Below are 20,261 nucleotides of genomic sequence, written 5' to 3'. Positions count from 1 at the left end.
GATTGCTTTTTGCGCTTCTGTTAATTGAACGGTATCTAAGATTCCATTACTATCTTTGTCATTTACTTCTGGCGATGTTACTGTACCGATGCCATCTAAGCGTGTTTGTAAATCTACTTTCCCTGCTATACCGTCGGGTACATTGATTAATTTCTCCGTTGCGTTTGTTTTTGCTTTGTTTAAAACTTCAATCAGTACATCGAGTTCTGCTTTTTCTCTTGGATTTATTAACCCATCTCTTGTGATTTCAGTTAATTTATTTTCTGCAGTTCTTTTTGCTTGTTCTGCTAGTTCAATTACTCTCTCTGCCTCTGAAAGTTGAGCTGTGTCCAATACTCCATTACTATCTCGATCATTTACTTCTGGTGATGTTACTGTTGAAATTTTATTCAATTTTGTTTTAAGTGTTCCTTTGCCATTTACACTATCTGGTACATCATTTAACTTCTCTATTGCAACATCCTTAGCTGTTTTCAATAATTGATTTAATCTATCTATTTCATCTTTTTCAGATGGTGTAATTAAACCATCTGAATTCACTTCTGATAACCTTTGAGAAACAACGCGTTGAGCTTCTTCTGCTGCTTGTACGGCTCTAGCAGCTTCATCTAATTGAACAGTGTCTACAACACCGTTACTATCTACATCATTCACTTCTGGAGAAGTCGACGTAGTAATTCCATCTATTCTTCTTTGGAGATCATTTTTACCCGAAGCACCATCTAATACATCGCTTATTTTATTGATAGCTATTTGTTTTGCTTCTTCTAAAGCATTAATTGCTTCATCAACTTTCTGCTTCTCGGAGGGGCTCACAGCTCCATCTGCCATAACTTCTTGAATTTTTTGTTCAACTTGTTGTTTTGCTTGTTCTGCTGCTTCGATTGCCTGTTCCGCTTTTTTCTTCTTAGCTTTAATCAGAGCTGTATTAATTCTTCTTGCTACGTCATCAATATCAACAGATTGATTTGTAATATTGACTCCTCTTAGAACATTTGGATCTAATGTGTCACTTAAAATATATCCAAACAGTTTATCCTTGTTAATATCTATATAATAACTAGCATCAAATGATATAACAAATTCGACACTACCTCCAGAGCCGCCTCCAGTATTTGGATTGCCATTAGTTCCACTATCTGGTCTAGTGTAGGAATAATATCCTAAATGGTCTTGCTGTAACAGAACCCTTTGTCTACCATTATATACTGCGAAAACTTGCTTTATTTTTTTATTAAGACTTGGATTGGGTCTTATTGCATAGTTTTCAAATCGATAAGTGCCTCTGCCTTTTTCTTTTGATAAAACCATTGTTGCAATAAGTACTTCTCCATTATTATAAAAAATTTCATCTTCTACGATACCAAAATGATTTTTAGTTACATCAGATTGATTTGTGAACGTATATACAGCACGATAATCATCATTATTTCTATTAAAAGTTAAATCTTTCATTTTATATAATAATTGATTTATTCTGTCTGCTTGAAAAGCGTTAATCTTCCTATTTCCAGCTACTCCATAATCTCCATTGAAAATATTATTGTAAGCACTCTTATTATTTTTTAATGATGTTTGTCTTATAATATTTCTTAAAAATAGCTTTCTTTCTTCTTCAGTTAATTCATTTCTATTTCTTTCTACTTCTCTTAAAGCTGTTGTAATGTAATCGCCCGATTGTACAGTATCATAACTTAATCTCCACCCAAAATGTCTATCTATAAAGCGGCCATTGTAACGAGAAATATTTAAACTCTTTGCCACTCTTGATTTAGGCTTATTTTGGTTTAATTTTTTTATTTCATTATTTAAATTTGCTAAATTTAAGCTATTGGCTTGATTGATATCACTGTTACTTTCTATTTTTTGTACATTTGCAGGGATGTTATTTAGTTCATTATTATCAATATCGTTGTTTACTATAACACTATTATTTTTCATTTGATCAGTATTTTCATTTTTTTGCTCTACTGTATATTGATCATTTTCTTCAGTCTTTGAATTAGTATTGTCGGTGCTTTTGTCAGAAGGTTTTTCCTGCGATGATATGGTTGCTTTGTTTTCTTTACTTATATTATTTTCTTGCTTCTTTATTTGCTCTTTTTCAATATTATAGTTTGATTCTTCATCTACTTTATCTGAAATTGCACTTTGCTTTTGGCTTTCTTTTGCTTCTCTTTCATTATTAACAGAGATGTGTTCGCGCTTTTGTGCTTCTTTGTTTATCTCTTCACTTTCCGTTAATTTTTGATTCGCAATATTTGATACGTCTCCGTCATTTTGTCCTTCTCCAGAATTCTTGTTAGCAACTTCCCCTGAACCAGATTGTTTTACTTCTGAAATAACTTGATCCTCGGCGTTATTTTGTATTTCAACCTTTTCTTTACTCTCTATCATATGTGCTTCCGCTTCACTGTCTTGATTGATAAAAAGAATTGATCCTAATAACACTGATGCTGTTCCAATAGTAAATTTCCGAATAGAATACTTGTTATTACTTCTAGCAATATATTCTGCGAGTACTCTCATAGCTGTCTACTTCTCCTTCTTGATAATATAAATACCATATACAATTATATTTTGTTGTAGTAAGAGTAGTAGTGACTTTATATATTGAGTAAAAAAATGGTTCTTTACAGTAAAATTTTGAGATGAAACCAAAAAAACACCTTCCTATTCAATAGAAAGGCGCTTACTCTTATATTGTATTTGTTAATTTAACTGTTTTGTTACTAATCCTGAGACCGGTTCAAATATCGTTAATTCTTTTTTATTTAATAAATCTTCTGTAAGTTGTAATTCTGTAATCTGATTGGAGTCATACCATTTAATGTACATGATTCGTGTAGTTAAATTTAAGACCGTTTGATACAAAGTATAATGAAGTGCCGCTTCTTCGTCTCGAACTGCACCTTTGGGTATGCTTACATTTTCTAGAAGTTTAAATGCATTGAGTATGTCTTCTTCTGCATTAGTTGTTTCTTCTAAGTTATTTTTTAAGTAAGCCATACGCACGAAACGTTCAGCTGAAGTATACCCACCAGGTAATCCGTATGTTCCACCTTCATTTCCTAATGTGGGGAAAATAGTATTCATTAATTGGCTTGCTTGAGGACGTTGCGGCGTAATATTTATATAATTCCTCAAATTTTCATAATGCCAATTCAAATCTGGATTGTTAGTTAAGACTCCTACTGGATTTTCATTTATGATCATACTACCATCTTCAAAAGTTAGTTCAATCGTTCTACCTGAATCATCCGTAATATGATAATGTAACGGAGGAACTTCAGCTATATCATTGAGTGTGTGTGAGACAACATTTACAGATTTAGCATTTTTTATTAAATCTTCAATATTTTGATTGTAACCCAATACCCATGTAATCACTTCACTTTGAGCAATGTTCATATATCCTTCTCGAACATCTGTGGCATATGTTGCATATCCTCTAAAATACTGTATTGAAGCACCTAGGCCATGTTCATTTACACCGTCTGCAAATAAGAATCCTTCCATATCACTCCCTGATCCAACAAAACCATACTTTGTTTTACCTTTATATGTTATGCGGGATTCCCAATAGAAATGACGTGGTTGTACTGCTGGATTTCCTTTTAATTGATACACAAAATCCATTGTACGCCCTAATATCACTTGGTTACTTTTCGATAAATATGAAAAACCAGTACACATGATTAATTTGCTCCTCTCAACCTTCCCTATGTCAAAAAATTAATTATTTTGTATCTTTTATCAATATTTATTTTAATTAATTATGCTTTATATTAATAGTAATTCGCTTGTGATATATGCACTTACCGAATATCTGATACTTAAAACAAATTTTCACCATGTAACGGCTTCACTAAAAATAATAAAAAATAAGGATGAGACAGAAATCACCTTGTTCAAAATGATTGTGTTGTCCCATCCCTATAAGTGAAAAGTCCAATATATTTTCGCCCTAAATCTACTTTAATGTAGCAATATATGCATAATAAAAATAACGAACTGTTTTGTTAAGTTGATAGTCGTAGTTATGAGATTATTTATCTCAACCTTGTTTTTATATTAAATTATGTTAGTTGTAGTTCTTGTACTCGCGTTTGTGATAAAGATGCTTTTACGTCAATTACTCTCTGATTCAAAGAGCCTTTATATGGTAGATTAGGTTGGTATAAATGGTTAATAAAAGGACCATCTATAAGTACATCTATATGTTTAAGCAACTCATTTCTTTCCCCTTTGTCTTCCATTAAATATTCAAATAAAAAACCTGTCCAAACCCACAATGTCTTTGAATGACCAAATTTCTCCCTAAATGCTTGAGCGCATTTTAATGTAATATCTAAATTACAAAATGGTTCTCCACCTAGGATGCTTAATCCAGAAATATAACCTGGTTCACAGTTTTCTAATATTTCTTCCAAGATTAAATCGTTAAACCTTTCACCATATCTAAAATTTTGTGCCACTTTGTTATAACAATTTTCACAGGCAAATGGACATCCTGAAACATATAAACTACACCTGACACCTTCTCCATCAACAAAACTTTGTGACTCGATTTTGGCAATATAACCTTGTCCTTTTTTAATATCTAATATTGTCATGTTGTTTGGTCTTTCAAATGTTTCACTCGTGCACACATTTCTTTATGTCTTCCTTCAATTGTAGGGCGTTGAACCGGATTACCAAGATACCCGCATGTACGTTTTACTACATCAACCGTAGTAGGGTCATCATTGCCACATTCAGGACATTTATAGCCTGTTGCTGTCGTCTTAAAATCACCTCTAAAGTCACATTTTCTACAATGATCAATCGGAATATTCGTACCTAAATAACTTACTTTATCATATGAATAATCCCATACTGCTTCTAATGCTTTTAAATTATGATTTAATTTTGGATATTCACAGTAATGGATATAACCGCCACTTGAATAAAAAGGATAATCCTTTTCAAAATCAATTTTCTCAAATGGTGTAATATCTTTTCTCACGTCATAGTGGAATGAGTTCTGATAATATCCTTTATCTGTAACGTTCGGTATTTCACCATATTTCTCTATATCAAGTCTACAAAAACGATCAGTTAGTGACTCACTTGGTGTGCTATAAACGCTGAACCAAACATCATATTGTTCAGTCCATTTCAATTGGTAAACTTTCATTGCTTTTAATATATCTAATGTAAATTTTTTAGCTATAGACTGTGTTTCCCAATTAGGTCCATAAAATACTGTAGCCGCTTCATACAAACCGATATATCCCATTGATAAGGTAGCTCGTTTTCCTCTTAACAACGTCATTATATCTTCTTCATCAGTTAAACGATGTTTAAATGCACCATTTTTATATAAAATAGGCGCATTATCAGGTGTCACTTCGGCAATACGTTGAATTCGGTATACTAGAGCATCATGCATTACTGACATTCGTTCATGGAATATCTTCCAAAACATTTCAATGTCACCATTAGATTCAATTGCTATTCTAGGTACATTCAATGTCACAACACCTAGATTACATCTTCCATTATTCTCAAATTCCCCGTCTTCGTTTCTCCAAGATGGTAAAAATGAGCTACACCCCATCGGTGCTTTAAAATCACCTAATATTTCGACCGTTTTATCATAATTCAAAATATCGGGATACATTCTTTTAGTAGAACATTCTAATGCCAACTGTTTTATATCATAATTTGGATCTTTCGAACTAAAATTCACACCTTTTTTAATTGAAAAGACGAGTTTTGGGAAAATGGCGGTAATACGATCTTTACCTAAACCTTTGATTCTAGTATTAAGAATTGCTTGTTGTATTTTACGACTATATGTATCTGTTCCTAACCCAAATCCTAACGTTACAAAAGGTGTTTGACCATTAGACGTATATAACGTGTTTATTTCATACTCTAAACTTTCTATAGCATCTTCAATATCTTGTGAAACTCGATAATCAACGTACGTTTCTATGTCTTGTGGTTGCACAAATTTTTTAGCCAATCCTCGATGCTTAGCTTCATTATATTGAACATAATGGCTTAGTAATTCATCAACCCGATCAATTGTACATCCTCCATATTGGCTACTAGAAACATTGGCAATGATTTGCACGAGTTGGGCAGAAGCTGTTTGAATTGATTTAGGTGAGGTCACAGTTGCATTGCCAATTTGAAAACCATGCTTGAGCATACTTTCTGCATCTATTAAGCAACAATTAGTAAGCGGCTGAAAAGGATGGTAATCTAAATCATGAAAATGTATGTCTCCTTCTTTATGAGCTGTTGCAACATGCTCTGGTAATAAATAATTTATCGCATATGATTTAGATACTACACCGGCTGTTAAATCTCTCATTGTCGAAAATGTGGCACTATCCTTGTTGGCATTTTCATTTATCACTGTAGGATCTTTAGTTATTAAATTCTTTAAATCTTGTTCGAGTTTATTCATTTTATCCCCTCATTCCTATATATTGTGTCTTATTACAATTTATAACACAATATATAGTGTTTCAATGAATGACCTAGCCGTTCACAAATTCGTAAAAACATTTCGAAGTTTTCGTGAACTTTAATTGCGTTTTCAAAATATCTATATTAATAACCTAAAAATGTAGAAAACACTGCTACACAATAGTTAATCATCCTATTGCCTAGTCAGTGTTTTAAATCACTTTATATTCAACTCAAACTCTTTGCAATTACTCTATAAATGTTCTTAGCTTCTGCCTCATTTTCAACACCATAGATATTCATTCTCCCATCTTTGAACAAGGTGATTTCATGAGATCCATACGCCAATAGTTTCACAAAATCATTAGATTTTTTTACAGTTACAGGTAAATAATCAGTATGGTTAAAAATGTCGGCATTAAAGCGTAACAAGAACATGTCTCCGCATTGTTTCTCTATCTTGGCGTCATATTTATCGTTTAATAATGCATATTCATGTTTCTCACAAACATTACAATCACTTTGTTTTAAAGCACTAATATCCATAGATTTATACTGCATATTAAAGCAATCTATAGTTATAAGTTTTTTTGAAAATGCTTCGCCAGAGACCCACCTCATTAGCTCGGAAACTTGCATACTAGCTACTTGATAAATCACTGGTGGCAGCACACCATTTATTGCACAACTTTCACCAGTACTGGGCATTGTTTCAAGAAGACATTTCAAACATGGTCCTTGATCATCGATACCATAAACAGTACCTTTACTACCAACTGCAGCACCGTAAATCCAAGGTATGTTTTGCTTGTTACAAGATTCATTTATTAAATACCTTATTTTAAAATGGTCCATACCATCTATAACAATATGCGGATGATATGTTGTTAATAAATTTTCAATGTTTAAATTGGTTATTTCACGATTAATTGCTGTTACTTCTACGTTACTATTGATTTGATTCAACTTATGTTTTAAAGCTTCAACTTTAGGCAGCATTTTTTCTGCATCTAACTCATCATATAACGCCTGTCTATGTAAATTAGATAATTCAACAATATCCATATCGATTATAGTAAGTGAGCCTACTCCCATCCTTACTAACATTTCTGCGCTGTGACTACCAAGTGCACCGGCACCCATAATCATGACGTGAGTTTTTTGAAGTTGGCTTTGACCATGCTCACCAAACTGATGATATCTTACTTGTCGATTATAGCGTTCTATCATAAGAACCCAATACCTTCAGTTGGGCTCGATGCTTGTGCTGTATACTTCACAGGTATTCTTCCTGCTTCATAACTCAATCTTCCAGCACTAATCCCTTTATTCATTGCTTCTGCCATTTTCACAGGATCCGCTGCACTTGATATTGCCGTATTAAGTAAAATACCATCAGCACCTAATTCCATCGCATGACAAGCATCCTTAGGCGAACCAATACCTGCGTCTACGATTACTGGTACATTAACGCGTTCAATAATATAGCGCAAATTTAATGGGTTATTGATTCCTCTTCCCGTGCCAATAGGAGAGGCAAGCGGCATAATTGCATGAACACCTAATTCTTCTAAGCGTTTCGCTAACACAACATCATTGGATATATATGGACAGACTGTATAACCTTTTTCCAACAATACTTTGCATGCTTCATATGTTTCTAATGGGTCTGGCAGTAACGTTTCGTCATCACCAATAACTTCTACCTTAATCATGTCACAAACGCCTGCGTGATCAGCAATTTCTGCTATACGGACTGCTTCTTTAGCTGTCTTAGCCCCTGCAGTGTTTGGAAACGTGATGAATTTCGATAGATCAACTTTTGCTAATGGATTAGGTAAATCTTTGTCATATAAATTCATACGTCTCACTGCAAAAGTTAATACTTCTGTTTCTGATGCTTCAATAGCCTGAGTTTGTACCTTTTCGTTTTCAAATTTTCCTGTACCTAATAATAATCTTGAATTTAATGTAAAGTTGCCTATTTTAAACATATTAACCGCCTCCTACAAATTCTAATAATTCTAAGTTATCTTCATCATTGACTATTCGAGATGTAAATTGTTCTCTCTTAATTAATGTTTCATTGTGCTCTACAATAATGCGTGTTTCATCCAATCCTAATGATTGAATTACTTCTTGTATATTAATTGGCTGTTCAAAGTTAAATACGTCACCATTAATCTTACATTTCATTTATTTCACCTCTGCTAATCTAAAATCATATAATTGTTTTGGCCTATGCCCATTGATAATCCACTGACTTATCAGCTCACCGATTAAAGGTGAAAGTAAAATTCCATTGCGATAATGGCCAGCAATGACAAATAAGTCTTTATTCACTTCATCCATAATAGGATGTTCATTTTGACAATAAGGGCGTATGCCTGACCATTGGTTTATAATTTTCCAATTTTTTAAATCAGGTATATAACGCAAAGCTTGTGACTTAAGCCATGATTTTCCTGAATTAGACACCCCAACTGAGTAGTCATCAAAGTAACTTGTTGCACCGATTAAGTATCTATTCTTTAATTTAGGAACGACGTAACAACCATTTGTCAGGAACATGGTCACATCCAAATTTAAATTAGGTTGTTCTACTAATAGTACTTCTCCTTTTACACCACTAACCGCTTCACAAGGTAAATATTGTTGTAAAAGTCTGCTTGTCCAAGCGCCACCCGTGACAATTAACTTTTCAGTATAATAAGTTTCACTTTGTGTATCCACACGGTAGCCGCCTTTTATAGCTTCAACATGGGTTACAGTTGTTTGGTATATCCTATCTATATGTCGATGTGATAGTGATTTCAATAACGCTTTGGTGTAGTGATTTGCATTGATTTGATGATCTTCAGGCATATAAAGACCCTTTGTATGCTTTGAAGTAATCGCTCCATTGGACATGTGCTGAACATCAGTCGAGCTAAGACGTTCTACAGATGTAAAATGTTGTCTTAAAAATTGATATTGCTGTTCAATCTTTTTATTCTCATAATGATTAGCAGCCAATTTTATTAACCCACTATTTAAATACTCAATATCCACGCCAACCTCTTCCAACAAACTATCTCTCAGAGGTTCAAACATCTTTTGAGAAGTTGTTGCTAAACTAAACAGAGCACTGTTTTCGGTGAATTCATTTTGTGCGCCTAACATTCCACCCGCTTTATAAGATGCATGCTTACCTGCTTCATCTCTATCTATCACAGCTATATTCGCAAAAGACTGACTTAACCCACGTGCGATTGACATGCCCATGACTCCTGATCCAATAATAATGACATCATACATGTCCATCCCACACTTCCTTCATATTCATGAGTTTTTGTTTCGAATATTGATTAAAAATAGAAATACCGGCTATTCCTGAAAATCCACTAGGTAAGGAGGGCATAGTATGTTGATTAATACCTCCAATTGCAATAATCGGAATATCAATTTGTAACGCTCCTTCAACCTCCGACTTTGCTCTAGGTGTCTGCTGAGGTTTAGAAGGTGTCTCAAATACGTGTCCAAACAACACAAAGTCTATCCCTAAATACTTAGCATTAGCAACACCATCTTTATGATGCGTAGACATACTCACTTGTATATCGGGATAATTAGCTTGTACCTCCTCAATATGAGGGTCATTTTCTCTAAAATGAATTGCCGACAAGTCACATTGTATGATTACGTTGATATCGCTATGAATAATAATCTTATCCTTAGAAAATCCATTTTTTATTATTTCATGAACCCACTGAATTACTTCTTCAGTAGTCATTGGAGTTCTAATTAATAAATAATCTATAACTCCTTCGATTTCACAGTAATGCTTAATATGTGATTCAGATAAATCTTGATATGGTGTAATAGCAACAAACAATATAATCACTCCAAATAAAAAAACGTTATTTTTCCTGGTGGAAAAATAACGTTATATGATTACTTCTATCATAGAAAACGCCACTTTCCTACGCCAGTGCGAACTGGATCAGGTTCTAGGAATCCCTCAGTTATTACTTCGGTCTCAGCCTTTATCAAAGGCACTTCCAGTGGTTTCTATCTATTAAATTTTCAAATTAAATATTCATTTCACACGTTTTAGCGATTACTTACAATCTAACTTATAATGATTCACATTTCAAGTCTCACTTTGACATTCGTACCACATGTACCTAATATCAGCTAGCATAAGTATGTATTGTCTTACTTATAAAGACAACTCTAACAAACGTGCTGTTATAGGTCGGGTCTGACGATAGACTTCTTGATATACTTCAAAATATTTAACATAGCGTTCATGATGGGCTTTATTTGGATAAAAGGTTCTATCATAGATAATAAATTGATCAACTATCTTTTCTACGCTTTTATACCAATTCAATCCTATAATAGCTAGCATCGCAGCCCCCATGCAAGGCCCTTCTTCATATTTTAATTTACTGACTTTCGTATTAAAAATATCAGCTTGTAATTGTAACCAAAAATCATTTTTCGCACCACCACCGATTGATGTAATATGCGTTATGTCCTTCCCCTTTTCACGTAGATGTACCAATGTTTCATACAATGAGTATGTAATACCTTCAATTACTGATCTGGCTATATCTGCATTTGTATGTAACGTACTTAACCCAATAAAGCTACCTCTAATTTGCGAATCGCCATGTGGTGTACGCTCACCTGAGAGATATGGTGCAAATAACAAACCTTCACTGCCAATTGTAGATTCACTTGCTAAGCTTAAAATTTGATTGAAAGTTAAATTAGGGAACACATGATTTTTTAACCAATTCAAACTATCTCCAGCAGCAAGCGTCACACCCATTACATATGATTTATTCTCTACAACATGATTGAAATAGTGTAAATTATGGTGATACGCCTTCCCTTCATCTGCTTCACAAGTTAATAACGTGCCAGACGTACCAATACTACATAATGTATCATTGGATTTGATAACACCCGCACCAAGTGCGCCACATGCATTATCACCACCACCCGCAAAAACCGCTACATACTCTTTTAATCCTAATGATTTAGCTAAGCTACTTTCTAAATATCCAATAAAATCTCCAGATGATACGAGTGTTGGATAAATATCACCGATACCAAATTTTGAACCAATTGTCTTCGACCAATTTTTTTGTTTTGGATCTAGTAATAGTGTGCTCGAAGCATCTGAATATTCCATATTTATTTTGCCAGTTAGCCTAAACCGCACATAATCTTTTGGTAATAAGAATGTTGCTATTTTGTTCCAATTGTTAGGTTCATTATCTTTTATCCACAGTAATTTCGTTAGTGTAAAACCTTCTAACACTGGATTTGATAACACATAATTACCAAAGTGCTGTTCTATTGTTGCACATTGACGTGTAGATCGAGTATCATTCCATAAAATCGCATTTCGAATCGGCTTATTATCGCTATCTAATGCCACTAAACTATGCATTTGACCAGATAATGATAAGCCACGAATAAAGATATCATTCAACGAATCGTTACTTAATATTTGTCTAATACATGATTTTGTTGCTTCAAACCATTCGTCTGGTTGTTGCTCATTGTATCCGGATTGAAGTTGTATAATATCAAGCTCTTCGCTAACCTTAGCTAGAACTTCTCCTTCTTTATTTACGGCAATAACTTTAACTGAACTTGTTCCTACATCTATCCCTAACACTGCTTCATTCAATATCATCGATTCCTTTTGTTAGATTTTAAATATTCAACAACTGTATCATATTGAAATAACTTTCAAAATTCCAATAATATGATATTACAATGAATCTGAAGTTAGAATAATATTTTTGATATATAAATGACGATGACTACGGTTATTGCGCTCAGTAATGTTGATAAAAAGACTAATTCTGCTGCAAGCTCAGGATAGTTATCATATTCCTGGGCAATAACTGAACTGTTAACAGACGTAGGCATGGCTGAAGTAATAAATAACGCTTGTGCTATGATACCTTCAAGCCCCATCAGTTTGATAATTACAAGGGCTATTACCGGTCCAACAATCAGCCTAACAAATATAAACACATATGAACTTGACCATTTAAAACTAAATTTAATATTAGCAATTTGAGCACCTAATAATATTAAAGCAATTGCAATCATTGCATCTGCAATATAGTTTGCGGGCGTCCATATAAACTTAGGTATGGTAACGTTACCATAATTTAAAATAATGGCGAATATCAAAGCATATAAAACAGGCATCTTAAAGTAACCCAACATTGCCTTGATTTTCCCAATATGTACAGCTTGTATTGAAAATATGCCATATGAAAAAGTAAATATATTTTGCAAGGAAAGTACAATGACTTGAACAGACATAGCTAAAGGATCTCCTTTAAATACTAAATCATTTACTGGAACACCGTAATTGCCTGAATTAAAGAATAATATGCTATTCGTTAAAGTTGTCGCTTCACCTTTATCCTTTGTACCAAAATATGTCAATAACTTACCAATACCGTAAAGAATAATTATGTATATGATAAAGAATAATACGATATACAATAATAATTTGATTTCAAAATTTGTCTTATAAAATTTCACAAATATGAATCCAGGAACAAATATGTATATGTTTAATTTTGCTAATGTTTTTAAATCTAATGAAAACTTTTTCTGCAATATATATCCTATTATAATCATAATAAAAATAGGCAACAATACAGTCTCTAAAATAATCAACATTTCGTGCATTTTAATTTTGCCCCCTTTGCCTAATTCCACTAACTTTTTTATACTTATGAAATAATGAGAAATTTACATAAGTACCCCCTTTGAAAAAATCAATCACACATATTTTATGCTAAAACTCTCTGCATATGAGCTATCGAAGCAATTTCTTTTATATAATGCAAAATCTGAATATGCCCCAAAGACTGTTAAGCTTTGTTTCACGTTAAACAACTTGTCTCTGTATTAGTAAATCCAATTTTGCTTATTAATTTATATTAATAAACTTATTTTTTCTTCCCTTTTTTCTTGTTGTTTTTCTTTTCTTCTAAAATTGACATCACTATGAAGCCGACAAGTAATATGGGTGTAAGAACTGCAACCATTATTAACATTATTTCACCTCATTATTTGGTATTTTTGAAAATAAATTTTAAGAATAGATAACAAATCAAATAGTATCCTTTAATATTAATTTACACCTTTTAAACATCTTCCTCAATAAAACAATTTAGTTTATTTAAGAAAGCAAAATAACACCCGAGAATGACTATAAAAAATAGTTTTTAATAATATATACAATCTATAGTTTATGTATATGAATTAATGTCTCAAGGAATTGAACATGAGTCTTTTGATTAGTGATAATTTACATCTACTCCATTTTCAATATATATAATAAGAGGCCCGAGATATACTAATATCTCGGACCTTTCAAACAATTTTGCAAATACTAATTTACTATATTAAATCTTGTTATAGTGTTACTTAGTTTCTTTCGTATTTTCTTTTTTACGACTTCTCCAAACTATTAGTGAACCAATAGATGCTAATAAAGCTCCAAATAGTGTTGTATCTTTAGTTGCTTCTTCACCAGTATTAGGTAAAGTTTTAGCATCAATTTTCTCATCTACTTTACTTGGTGACAACACCTTCACATTATTAGATTTGCCTCTCTTAGTATTATCACTATTAATGTTAAGTTTAGTAGTGTTGGTACTTTCATTATTTGCAGTACTCATATGAGTACCTTTCATATCATTTGATGCATCATTAGATGTATCAGCTTTACTGTTTAATGTTTTTTGAGGATTACTACTTAAAGCAGGTGATTTTTGTAATGTATCCTTATTTTTATTAATATCATCTTTGCCTTGCATATTATGTGAGTTAGACTGTCCATTGTTACTATTCACACTAACAGATGGAACTACAATGCCCTCTAATCTATTCAGACGATTTTGTAGTGCCTCTTTAACATCATTTGGTATTGCGTCAACAAGTTTTTGTGCTTCGGCTTTCTTACTTTGTGCTATTGCTGCTAATTTTTCTAAGTCTGCTTTTTCTGACGCTGTGATTAATCCATCTTGCTGATACTCTGATAATTTTGTTTTCGCGGCTTGATCTGCTGCTTCGGCTTCAGTCACTTTGCTTTCTGCTTGAGCTTTTGCTTGGTCTATATCATCTGCGATACCATTGCCGTCGGCATCATTTACTGCTGGCACTTGGATACCTGTTAAATTATTTAGACGTGTTGACAAGTCGCCTTTCAATACATCTGGTAACGCATCTACTAATCTTTGAGCTTCGGTTTTCTTACTTTGTGCCATTGCCGCTAAGTTTTCTAAATCTGTTTTCTCTGGTGCTGTAATTAATCCATCTTGCTGATACTCTGATAATTTTACTTTTGCGGCTTGGTCTGCTGCTTCGGCTTCAGTCACTTTACTTTCTGCTTGAGCTTTTGCTTGGTCTACATCATCTGCGATACCATTGCCGTCGGCATCATTCACTTCTGGTACTTGGATACCTGTTAAATTGTTTAATCTAGTTGGTAAATCTCCTTTCAACACATCTGGTAATGCATCCACTAATCCTTGTGCTTCAGTTTTCTTACTTTGTGCTGTCGCCGCCAAACTATCTAAGTCTGCTTTCTCTGATGCTGTGATTAATCCATCTTGTTGGTACTCTGTTAATTTTGTTTTCGCGGCTTGATTCGCTGCTTCGGCTTCAGACACTTTACTTTCTGCTTGAGCTTTTGTTTCGTCTACATCATCTGCGATACCATTATTATTTTTATCATTTATTTCTGGTATTGGGAGGTCTGTCAATTTATTTAATCTGTTTAAAAATTCGTCTTGTTGTTCTTTAGGCAATCCATCTACTAAAGCAAATGCGCGCGCTTTTTTACTAAAAACTTCATGTGATAAGTTAAGTATGTCATTTTTTTCCCATTGATTAATCAAACCATCCCGCTGATACTCTGATAACTTGGCTAAAGCATTTTGATGTGCAGCTTCAGCTTCTTGTACTTTTGTTTCTACTAGTGCTTTCAACTCATCTACATCATCTTTTTTGCCATCATTATCAGCATCATTTACTTTTGGTATTTCAATACCTGTTAATTTGTTCAGACGTGATGGTAAGTCTCCTCTGAATTCACTTGATAAAGCATCTACAAGAACTTGTGCTTCGGCTTTAGCACGTTGAGCTTTTGTTAATAAGTTTATCAATTCTCTTTTCTCATTTGACGAAACTAATCCATCTTGTTGATATTCAGTTAATTTGTCTTTAACAGTTTTATCTGCTACTTCTGCGTTTATCACACTGTTTTCAGCCTTTAATATTTCACTATCTATATCATCCGCGATACCATTACCGTCGGCATCATTTATAAGTGGCAATTGAATATATACTAAGTTATCTAATCGTTTTGATAAGTCTCCTTTATCTGATTCTGCCAAAGCATCTACTAATTTTTGTGCTTCTCTTTTTACTTTTTCAGCTAATACTATCAATTCTTCTATTTCTTCTCTTTCTGTTAGTGTAATTAGGCCATCTTGTTGATATTCTGATAATTTTACTTTCGCTGCTTGATATGATGCTTCGGCTTCAGTTACTTTACTTTCTGCTTGAGCTTTCGCTTGGTCTACATCGTCTGCGATACCGTTGCCATCGGCATCATTTACTGCTGGCACTTGGATACCTGTTAAGTTATTTAGACGTGTTACTAAGTCGTTCTTTAATCCATCTGGCAATGCATCCACTAATCCTTGTGCTTCAGCTTTCTTACTTTGTGCTGTCGCCGCCAAACTATCTAAGTCTGCTTTCTCTGATGCTGTAATTAATCCATCTTGTTGGTACTCTGTTAATTTTGTTTTTGCCGCTTGATCCGCTGCTTCGGCTTCAGACACTTTACTTTCTGCTTGAGCTTTCGCTTGGTCTACATCATCTGCGATACCATTGCCATCGGCATCATTTACTGCTGGCACTTGGATACCTGTTAAGTTATTCAGACGTGTTGCTAAGTCATTCTTTAATCCATCTGGCAATGCATCCACTAATCCTTGTGCTTCAGTTTTCTTACTTTGTGCCGTTGTCACTAAGTTATCTAAGTCTGCTTTCTCTGATGCTGTGATTAATCCATCTTGTTGGTACTCTGTTAATTTTGTTTTTGCCGCTTGATCCGCTGCTTCGGCTTCAGACACTTTACTTTCTGCTTGAGCTTTTGCTTGGTCTACATCATCTGCGATGCCGTTGCCATCGGCATCATTTACTGCTGGCACTTGGATACCTGTTAAATTATTTAGACGTGTTACTAAGTCGTTCTTTAATCCATCTGGCAATGCATCCACTAATCCTTGTGCTTCAGTTTTCTTACTTTGTGCCGTTGTCGCTAAGTTTTCTAAGTCTGCTTTCTCTGATGCTGTGATTAATCCATCTTGTTGGTACTCTGTTAATTTTGTTTTCGCGGCTTGATCCGCTGCTTCGGCTTCAGTCACTTTGTTTTCTGCTCGAGCTTTCGCTTGGTCTACATCGTCTGCGATACCATTGCCGTCGGCATCATTTACTTCTGGTATAGAAATAGTTGGCAAACTATCTATTCTGTTTTGGAACGGTGCTTTTTTGCTATCAGGTAATAAATTAATTTTATCTTGAGCTTCAGCTTTTTTATTATTTGCGCTATTTACTAATTCAGTTAACGTATTATTTTCATTATTACTAAATATTCCATCCGTCAATGCCGTTACTACCATATTTGAGGCATTTCTATTTTTCTCTTCTGCTTCATTCACAAGGGTCTCTACATCTTGTAATAAGTTTTTAACCTGTAATCTTTCTCTTAATGCATTATTAATATTTGTTGTTACAGTATCCACAACATCTTGTGGCGTATTCTCGTTTCCCACTGTATTTTCGCCAACTTCAAGTGCTAATATAATTGCTTGATCTTCTTCTATATTATTATCAAATGGTCCTTGGTTTTTTGCGTTACTTATTGCATTTTGTAACTCTGTCACGTTCGCTCGTCTAACCAATGATTTAATCGCATAATCTAAGCGATTTGTTGCTGAAATTATATCTGGTATGGTATTTATCTCAGGATCATAACTATCACGAATAACAATTGAAGTATAGTCTAATTCTCTCTGTAAGAAATTGATACTAGCAGGCGTATATAAGCTCTCATCTAATAATTTAGTATTTTCAACCAAACTAATTAATGTATCTAATTTTTCTTTTTTCTCTATAAATATTTTATCTATAATTACTGTATTAGCATTTAAGTCTGCTGAATCCACAATTTCTCCAGAGCTATTTAAAGCCTGTGCAAATACAGTACCGTTATAGCTAACATTGATATTAACAAAATTAATATTACTATTTGCCTTTCTTATTGCGCTTTTAATTTCTTCTTTTTCATTATCACTAACAGCCCAAGTATTATCTACACCAATCTTTTCAAAAGGAGGTTTTAAAGTAAAACCAAAATCAATATCTGAACTAGTTATGGTTGTATTATTAACATCGTCACTATCTGAAGGTGTGAAGTTTCTAGTATCTCCGAAATTTATAATACCTCTATCAAATCCTTTATTGTCACTCAAAATGATGTTATTAGCACTTATAATCATTTCATTTCTTCTACCTAAATTCATCGTGCCTTGTTTAGGTATAATATTGCCCTTCTTAGCTTCCTCAAGCCATTTATATACATCGTCTCCAAACAAAGGGCTGTTTAAATCTTGTATTTTAAAACTCTGTCTTTGTTCTTTAGTAAAATCAAAGTTAGATATTAACCAAAGCATTGTAGCTTTCTTACGCGCCCTATTTTCATTATCGCCGTAACCGTTTGTTATCAAAAATCTTTCTTGGCTAGATAACCCTCCAATCACCGGATACCACTGATAAGTCATTGTTCCATCACTAGAGACATCTGTATTCATTTGATTAGCATTTTTGTTATAATCATCGTTTGTTAAATTATTATCATTCGATGGATTCACGACATTTCTTTTTCTTCTTACTTTTTGTCGATTTTCATTTTGACTTATTACTACTTTGTTAGTATCATCTGTTCCATCTACTTTTAAATTATCTTCCTTATTAATGAGTTCAGTTTCATGATAGTTTGAAACTTCTCCTGTCTTAGAATCTTTAATTTGATTGTTATTTTTGTTACTGTGTTCCTCAACTTGATTGTCTTTATTTTCTTGTATAACTTGCTTTGGCGACTCACCAGAATTTATTTGATCATTTAATTGCTTATCTGCTTTATTGACCTCTTTCTCTTGAGTATCATTTTTTGAATTACCTTTTTCTAATAAAGGTGCTGAAATTGGCAGTTCTGTAACTAGTGATACCTCTTTTTTCAGTTCACTTTTTTGGTTTTCTGGATTATTATTTTGATTTTCAATCGTACTATTAGCTTTATTATCTTCTTTCTCTTGAACTGCTGTGTCTATATTACTTATTCTTTCTTTATTAGTATGTATTTCATTTTCAACTATTTCAGAAGCTTTATTATCAACTTCTGAAGCGTAACTTAAGGAACCGGTATTCATAAAAACAACCGATCCAATGATAATTGATGCTGCACCTATATGGTACTTTCTGATAGAATATCTTTGTTTTTCATTAAATAAAGAATTCACTTTTTTCATTCTTATATTTAATCCTCCTTCTTCAATTTGAAAATTATTTCCATGTTTTATTTCTTTATTAATCAAAAGATATCATAAGCTTCCATGATAGAATTCAAATCAAAAACCAGAGTAAAATAATGGTATTTCTAAGCAAAAAACATGAGAAAAGACTGACTAAATCGAATGTTTTTATATTATTAAGTTATTTTTATTTAACTTTAGTTTATTAATTGACCATAATATAAATTAGTTGTAATATTTTCAATATAATATATGCTTTTGTGGCTGAAATTAATTCAAGAATTCATTCCACTATAAAAAAGTCGGAGGGAGCATAGTGAATTACAACCTAGTTATTTATAAACAACACGACAAAATCAACTATTTAAATACACCTAACTTCGCAAATTTATATTTAGTTATCGCAGGTGAAGTCTCTTTTCAAAAATTGGCTTCAACGTATACGTTCCAACAAGGTGAAGTTTTTATAGTTTATGACTTCGAAGAAAATTTAATAATTAGTAGGCAAGCTATCATTGCCTGTATTTCTATAAACAACATAACCTATCACCGCTTTTCATTAGTCTATCGGGAAGGTGCTTCAGACAACTATCCACCACCAAAAAAGATAACTGAAACTTATATTGAGACACTTAAAGGGATTCTAGAGGAAGATTTTTTTAATGCAGATATTGGGGTAATAAAACTTATTAACTACCTCAATCATTCAAAAGATAATTTGTATGTAAATATGTCATACTCACATAACTTAATTAAAAATGTTGTTGAATATATCAATACAAATTATAAAAAGCCTTTATCTTTATCTTATATTTCAAAGAAATTTTTTGTGAACAGTAGTTACCTCTCACGTGAATTTTCAAAGAAAATGAATATATCTTTATTAAAGTATATTAAAAAAGTGAAGATTTATAGTTTGTCGAGGGAACTTTTATTACATGGTAATTGGGAATCTACCTGGAGAGAATATGGATTTCGTTCTTACAATACTTATTTACGTGATTTCAAAAATATAATGCACATGTCACCTAAAGAATTTATCAATCAAAATTCTATTAATCAGGTAAATGAAACAATTGAGCAGCATGAGTTATACAAATATTTACAACAAATATTAGATTTAATAAAATCTGAATAATTTCAAATCTTATCTTGTATATA

General features: G+C 32.9%; 13 protein-coding genes and 1 riboswitch. Of the genes, 1 reads left to right on the top strand and 12 read right to left on the bottom strand.

What is annotated here, in order from left to right:
- From BTM19_RS05160 to BTM19_RS05105, 12 genes are all read right to left on the bottom strand, one after another.
- A partial coding sequence (locus BTM19_RS05160) for a GA-like domain-containing protein (RefSeq protein WP_142378965.1) occupies positions 1–2,529 on the bottom strand: 2,529 nt, incomplete at its 3' end.
- Positions 2,530–2,712: 183 nt separating this feature from the next.
- Positions 2,713–3,696 carry a choloylglycine hydrolase family protein gene (locus BTM19_RS05155; RefSeq protein WP_038679250.1) on the bottom strand — a complete coding sequence of 328 codons (984 nt, stop codon included), beginning with the start codon at positions 3,694–3,696 and terminating at the stop codon, positions 2,713–2,715.
- Positions 3,697–4,079: 383 nt separating this feature from the next.
- A complete protein-coding gene (gene nrdG / locus BTM19_RS05150; protein ID WP_038679252.1) occupies positions 4,080–4,616 on the bottom strand; it encodes an anaerobic ribonucleoside-triphosphate reductase activating protein in 537 nt (178 codons plus the stop codon).
- Positions 4,613–6,463, bottom strand: a complete 1,851-nt coding sequence (gene nrdD, locus BTM19_RS05145; protein ID WP_099265765.1) for an anaerobic ribonucleoside-triphosphate reductase — start codon at positions 6,461–6,463, stop codon at positions 4,613–4,615. Before nrdD ends, nrdG begins: the two co-directional genes overlap by 4 nt.
- Before the next feature lie 230 nt (positions 6,464–6,693).
- The gene (locus BTM19_RS05140) at positions 6,694–7,692 is read right to left on the bottom strand and encodes a ThiF family adenylyltransferase (RefSeq protein WP_029379229.1); all 999 of its coding nucleotides are present in this window, start codon (positions 7,690–7,692) and stop codon (positions 6,694–6,696) included.
- Positions 7,692–8,459, bottom strand: a complete 768-nt coding sequence (locus BTM19_RS05135) for a thiazole synthase (protein ID WP_029379228.1) — start codon at positions 8,457–8,459, stop codon at positions 7,692–7,694. The genes BTM19_RS05140 and BTM19_RS05135 overlap by 1 nt, the downstream gene beginning before the upstream one ends.
- 1 nt (position 8,460) lies before the next feature.
- Entirely contained in the window at positions 8,461–8,661 is a 201-nt protein-coding gene (gene thiS / locus BTM19_RS05130; protein WP_029379227.1) for a sulfur carrier protein ThiS, read from the bottom strand.
- Positions 8,662–9,768, bottom strand: coding sequence for an NAD(P)/FAD-dependent oxidoreductase (locus tag BTM19_RS05125; RefSeq protein WP_370444961.1), 1,107 nt, complete (start codon positions 9,766–9,768; stop codon positions 8,662–8,664).
- A complete protein-coding gene (locus BTM19_RS05120; protein ID WP_037557364.1) occupies positions 9,755–10,348 on the bottom strand; it encodes a thiamine phosphate synthase in 594 nt (197 codons plus the stop codon). The genes BTM19_RS05125 and BTM19_RS05120 overlap by 14 nt, the downstream gene beginning before the upstream one ends.
- Positions 10,349–10,407: 59 nt before the next feature.
- Positions 10,408–10,517: riboswitch (TPP riboswitch) on the bottom strand.
- 149 nt (positions 10,518–10,666) lie between these two features.
- Positions 10,667–12,154, bottom strand: coding sequence for a xylulokinase (gene xylB, locus BTM19_RS05115; RefSeq protein ID WP_029379225.1), 1,488 nt, complete (start codon positions 12,152–12,154; stop codon positions 10,667–10,669).
- A 101-nt stretch (positions 12,155–12,255) separates the two neighbouring features.
- Positions 12,256–13,179, bottom strand: a complete 924-nt coding sequence (locus BTM19_RS05110; protein WP_029379224.1) for an AEC family transporter — start codon at positions 13,177–13,179, stop codon at positions 12,256–12,258.
- A 740-nt stretch (positions 13,180–13,919) separates the two neighbouring features.
- Positions 13,920–19,097 carry a GA-like domain-containing protein gene (locus BTM19_RS05105; RefSeq protein ID WP_099265770.1) on the bottom strand — a complete coding sequence of 1,726 codons (5,178 nt, stop codon included), beginning with the start codon at positions 19,095–19,097 and terminating at the stop codon, positions 13,920–13,922.
- A 319-nt stretch (positions 19,098–19,416) separates the two neighbouring features.
- Between BTM19_RS05105 and BTM19_RS05100 the strand changes: the two genes are divergently transcribed.
- Positions 19,417–20,238, top strand: coding sequence for a helix-turn-helix transcriptional regulator (locus tag BTM19_RS05100; RefSeq protein WP_029378553.1), 822 nt, complete (start codon positions 19,417–19,419; stop codon positions 20,236–20,238).
- Positions 20,239–20,261 lie beyond the last annotated feature (23 nt).

The sequence above is a fragment of the Staphylococcus xylosus genome, assembly GCF_002732165.1.
Classification (GTDB): domain Bacteria; phylum Bacillota; class Bacilli; order Staphylococcales; family Staphylococcaceae; genus Staphylococcus; species Staphylococcus xylosus.
The sequence above is the reverse complement of the archived record's forward strand: the minus strand, read 5'-3'. Positions and strand labels throughout refer to the sequence as shown.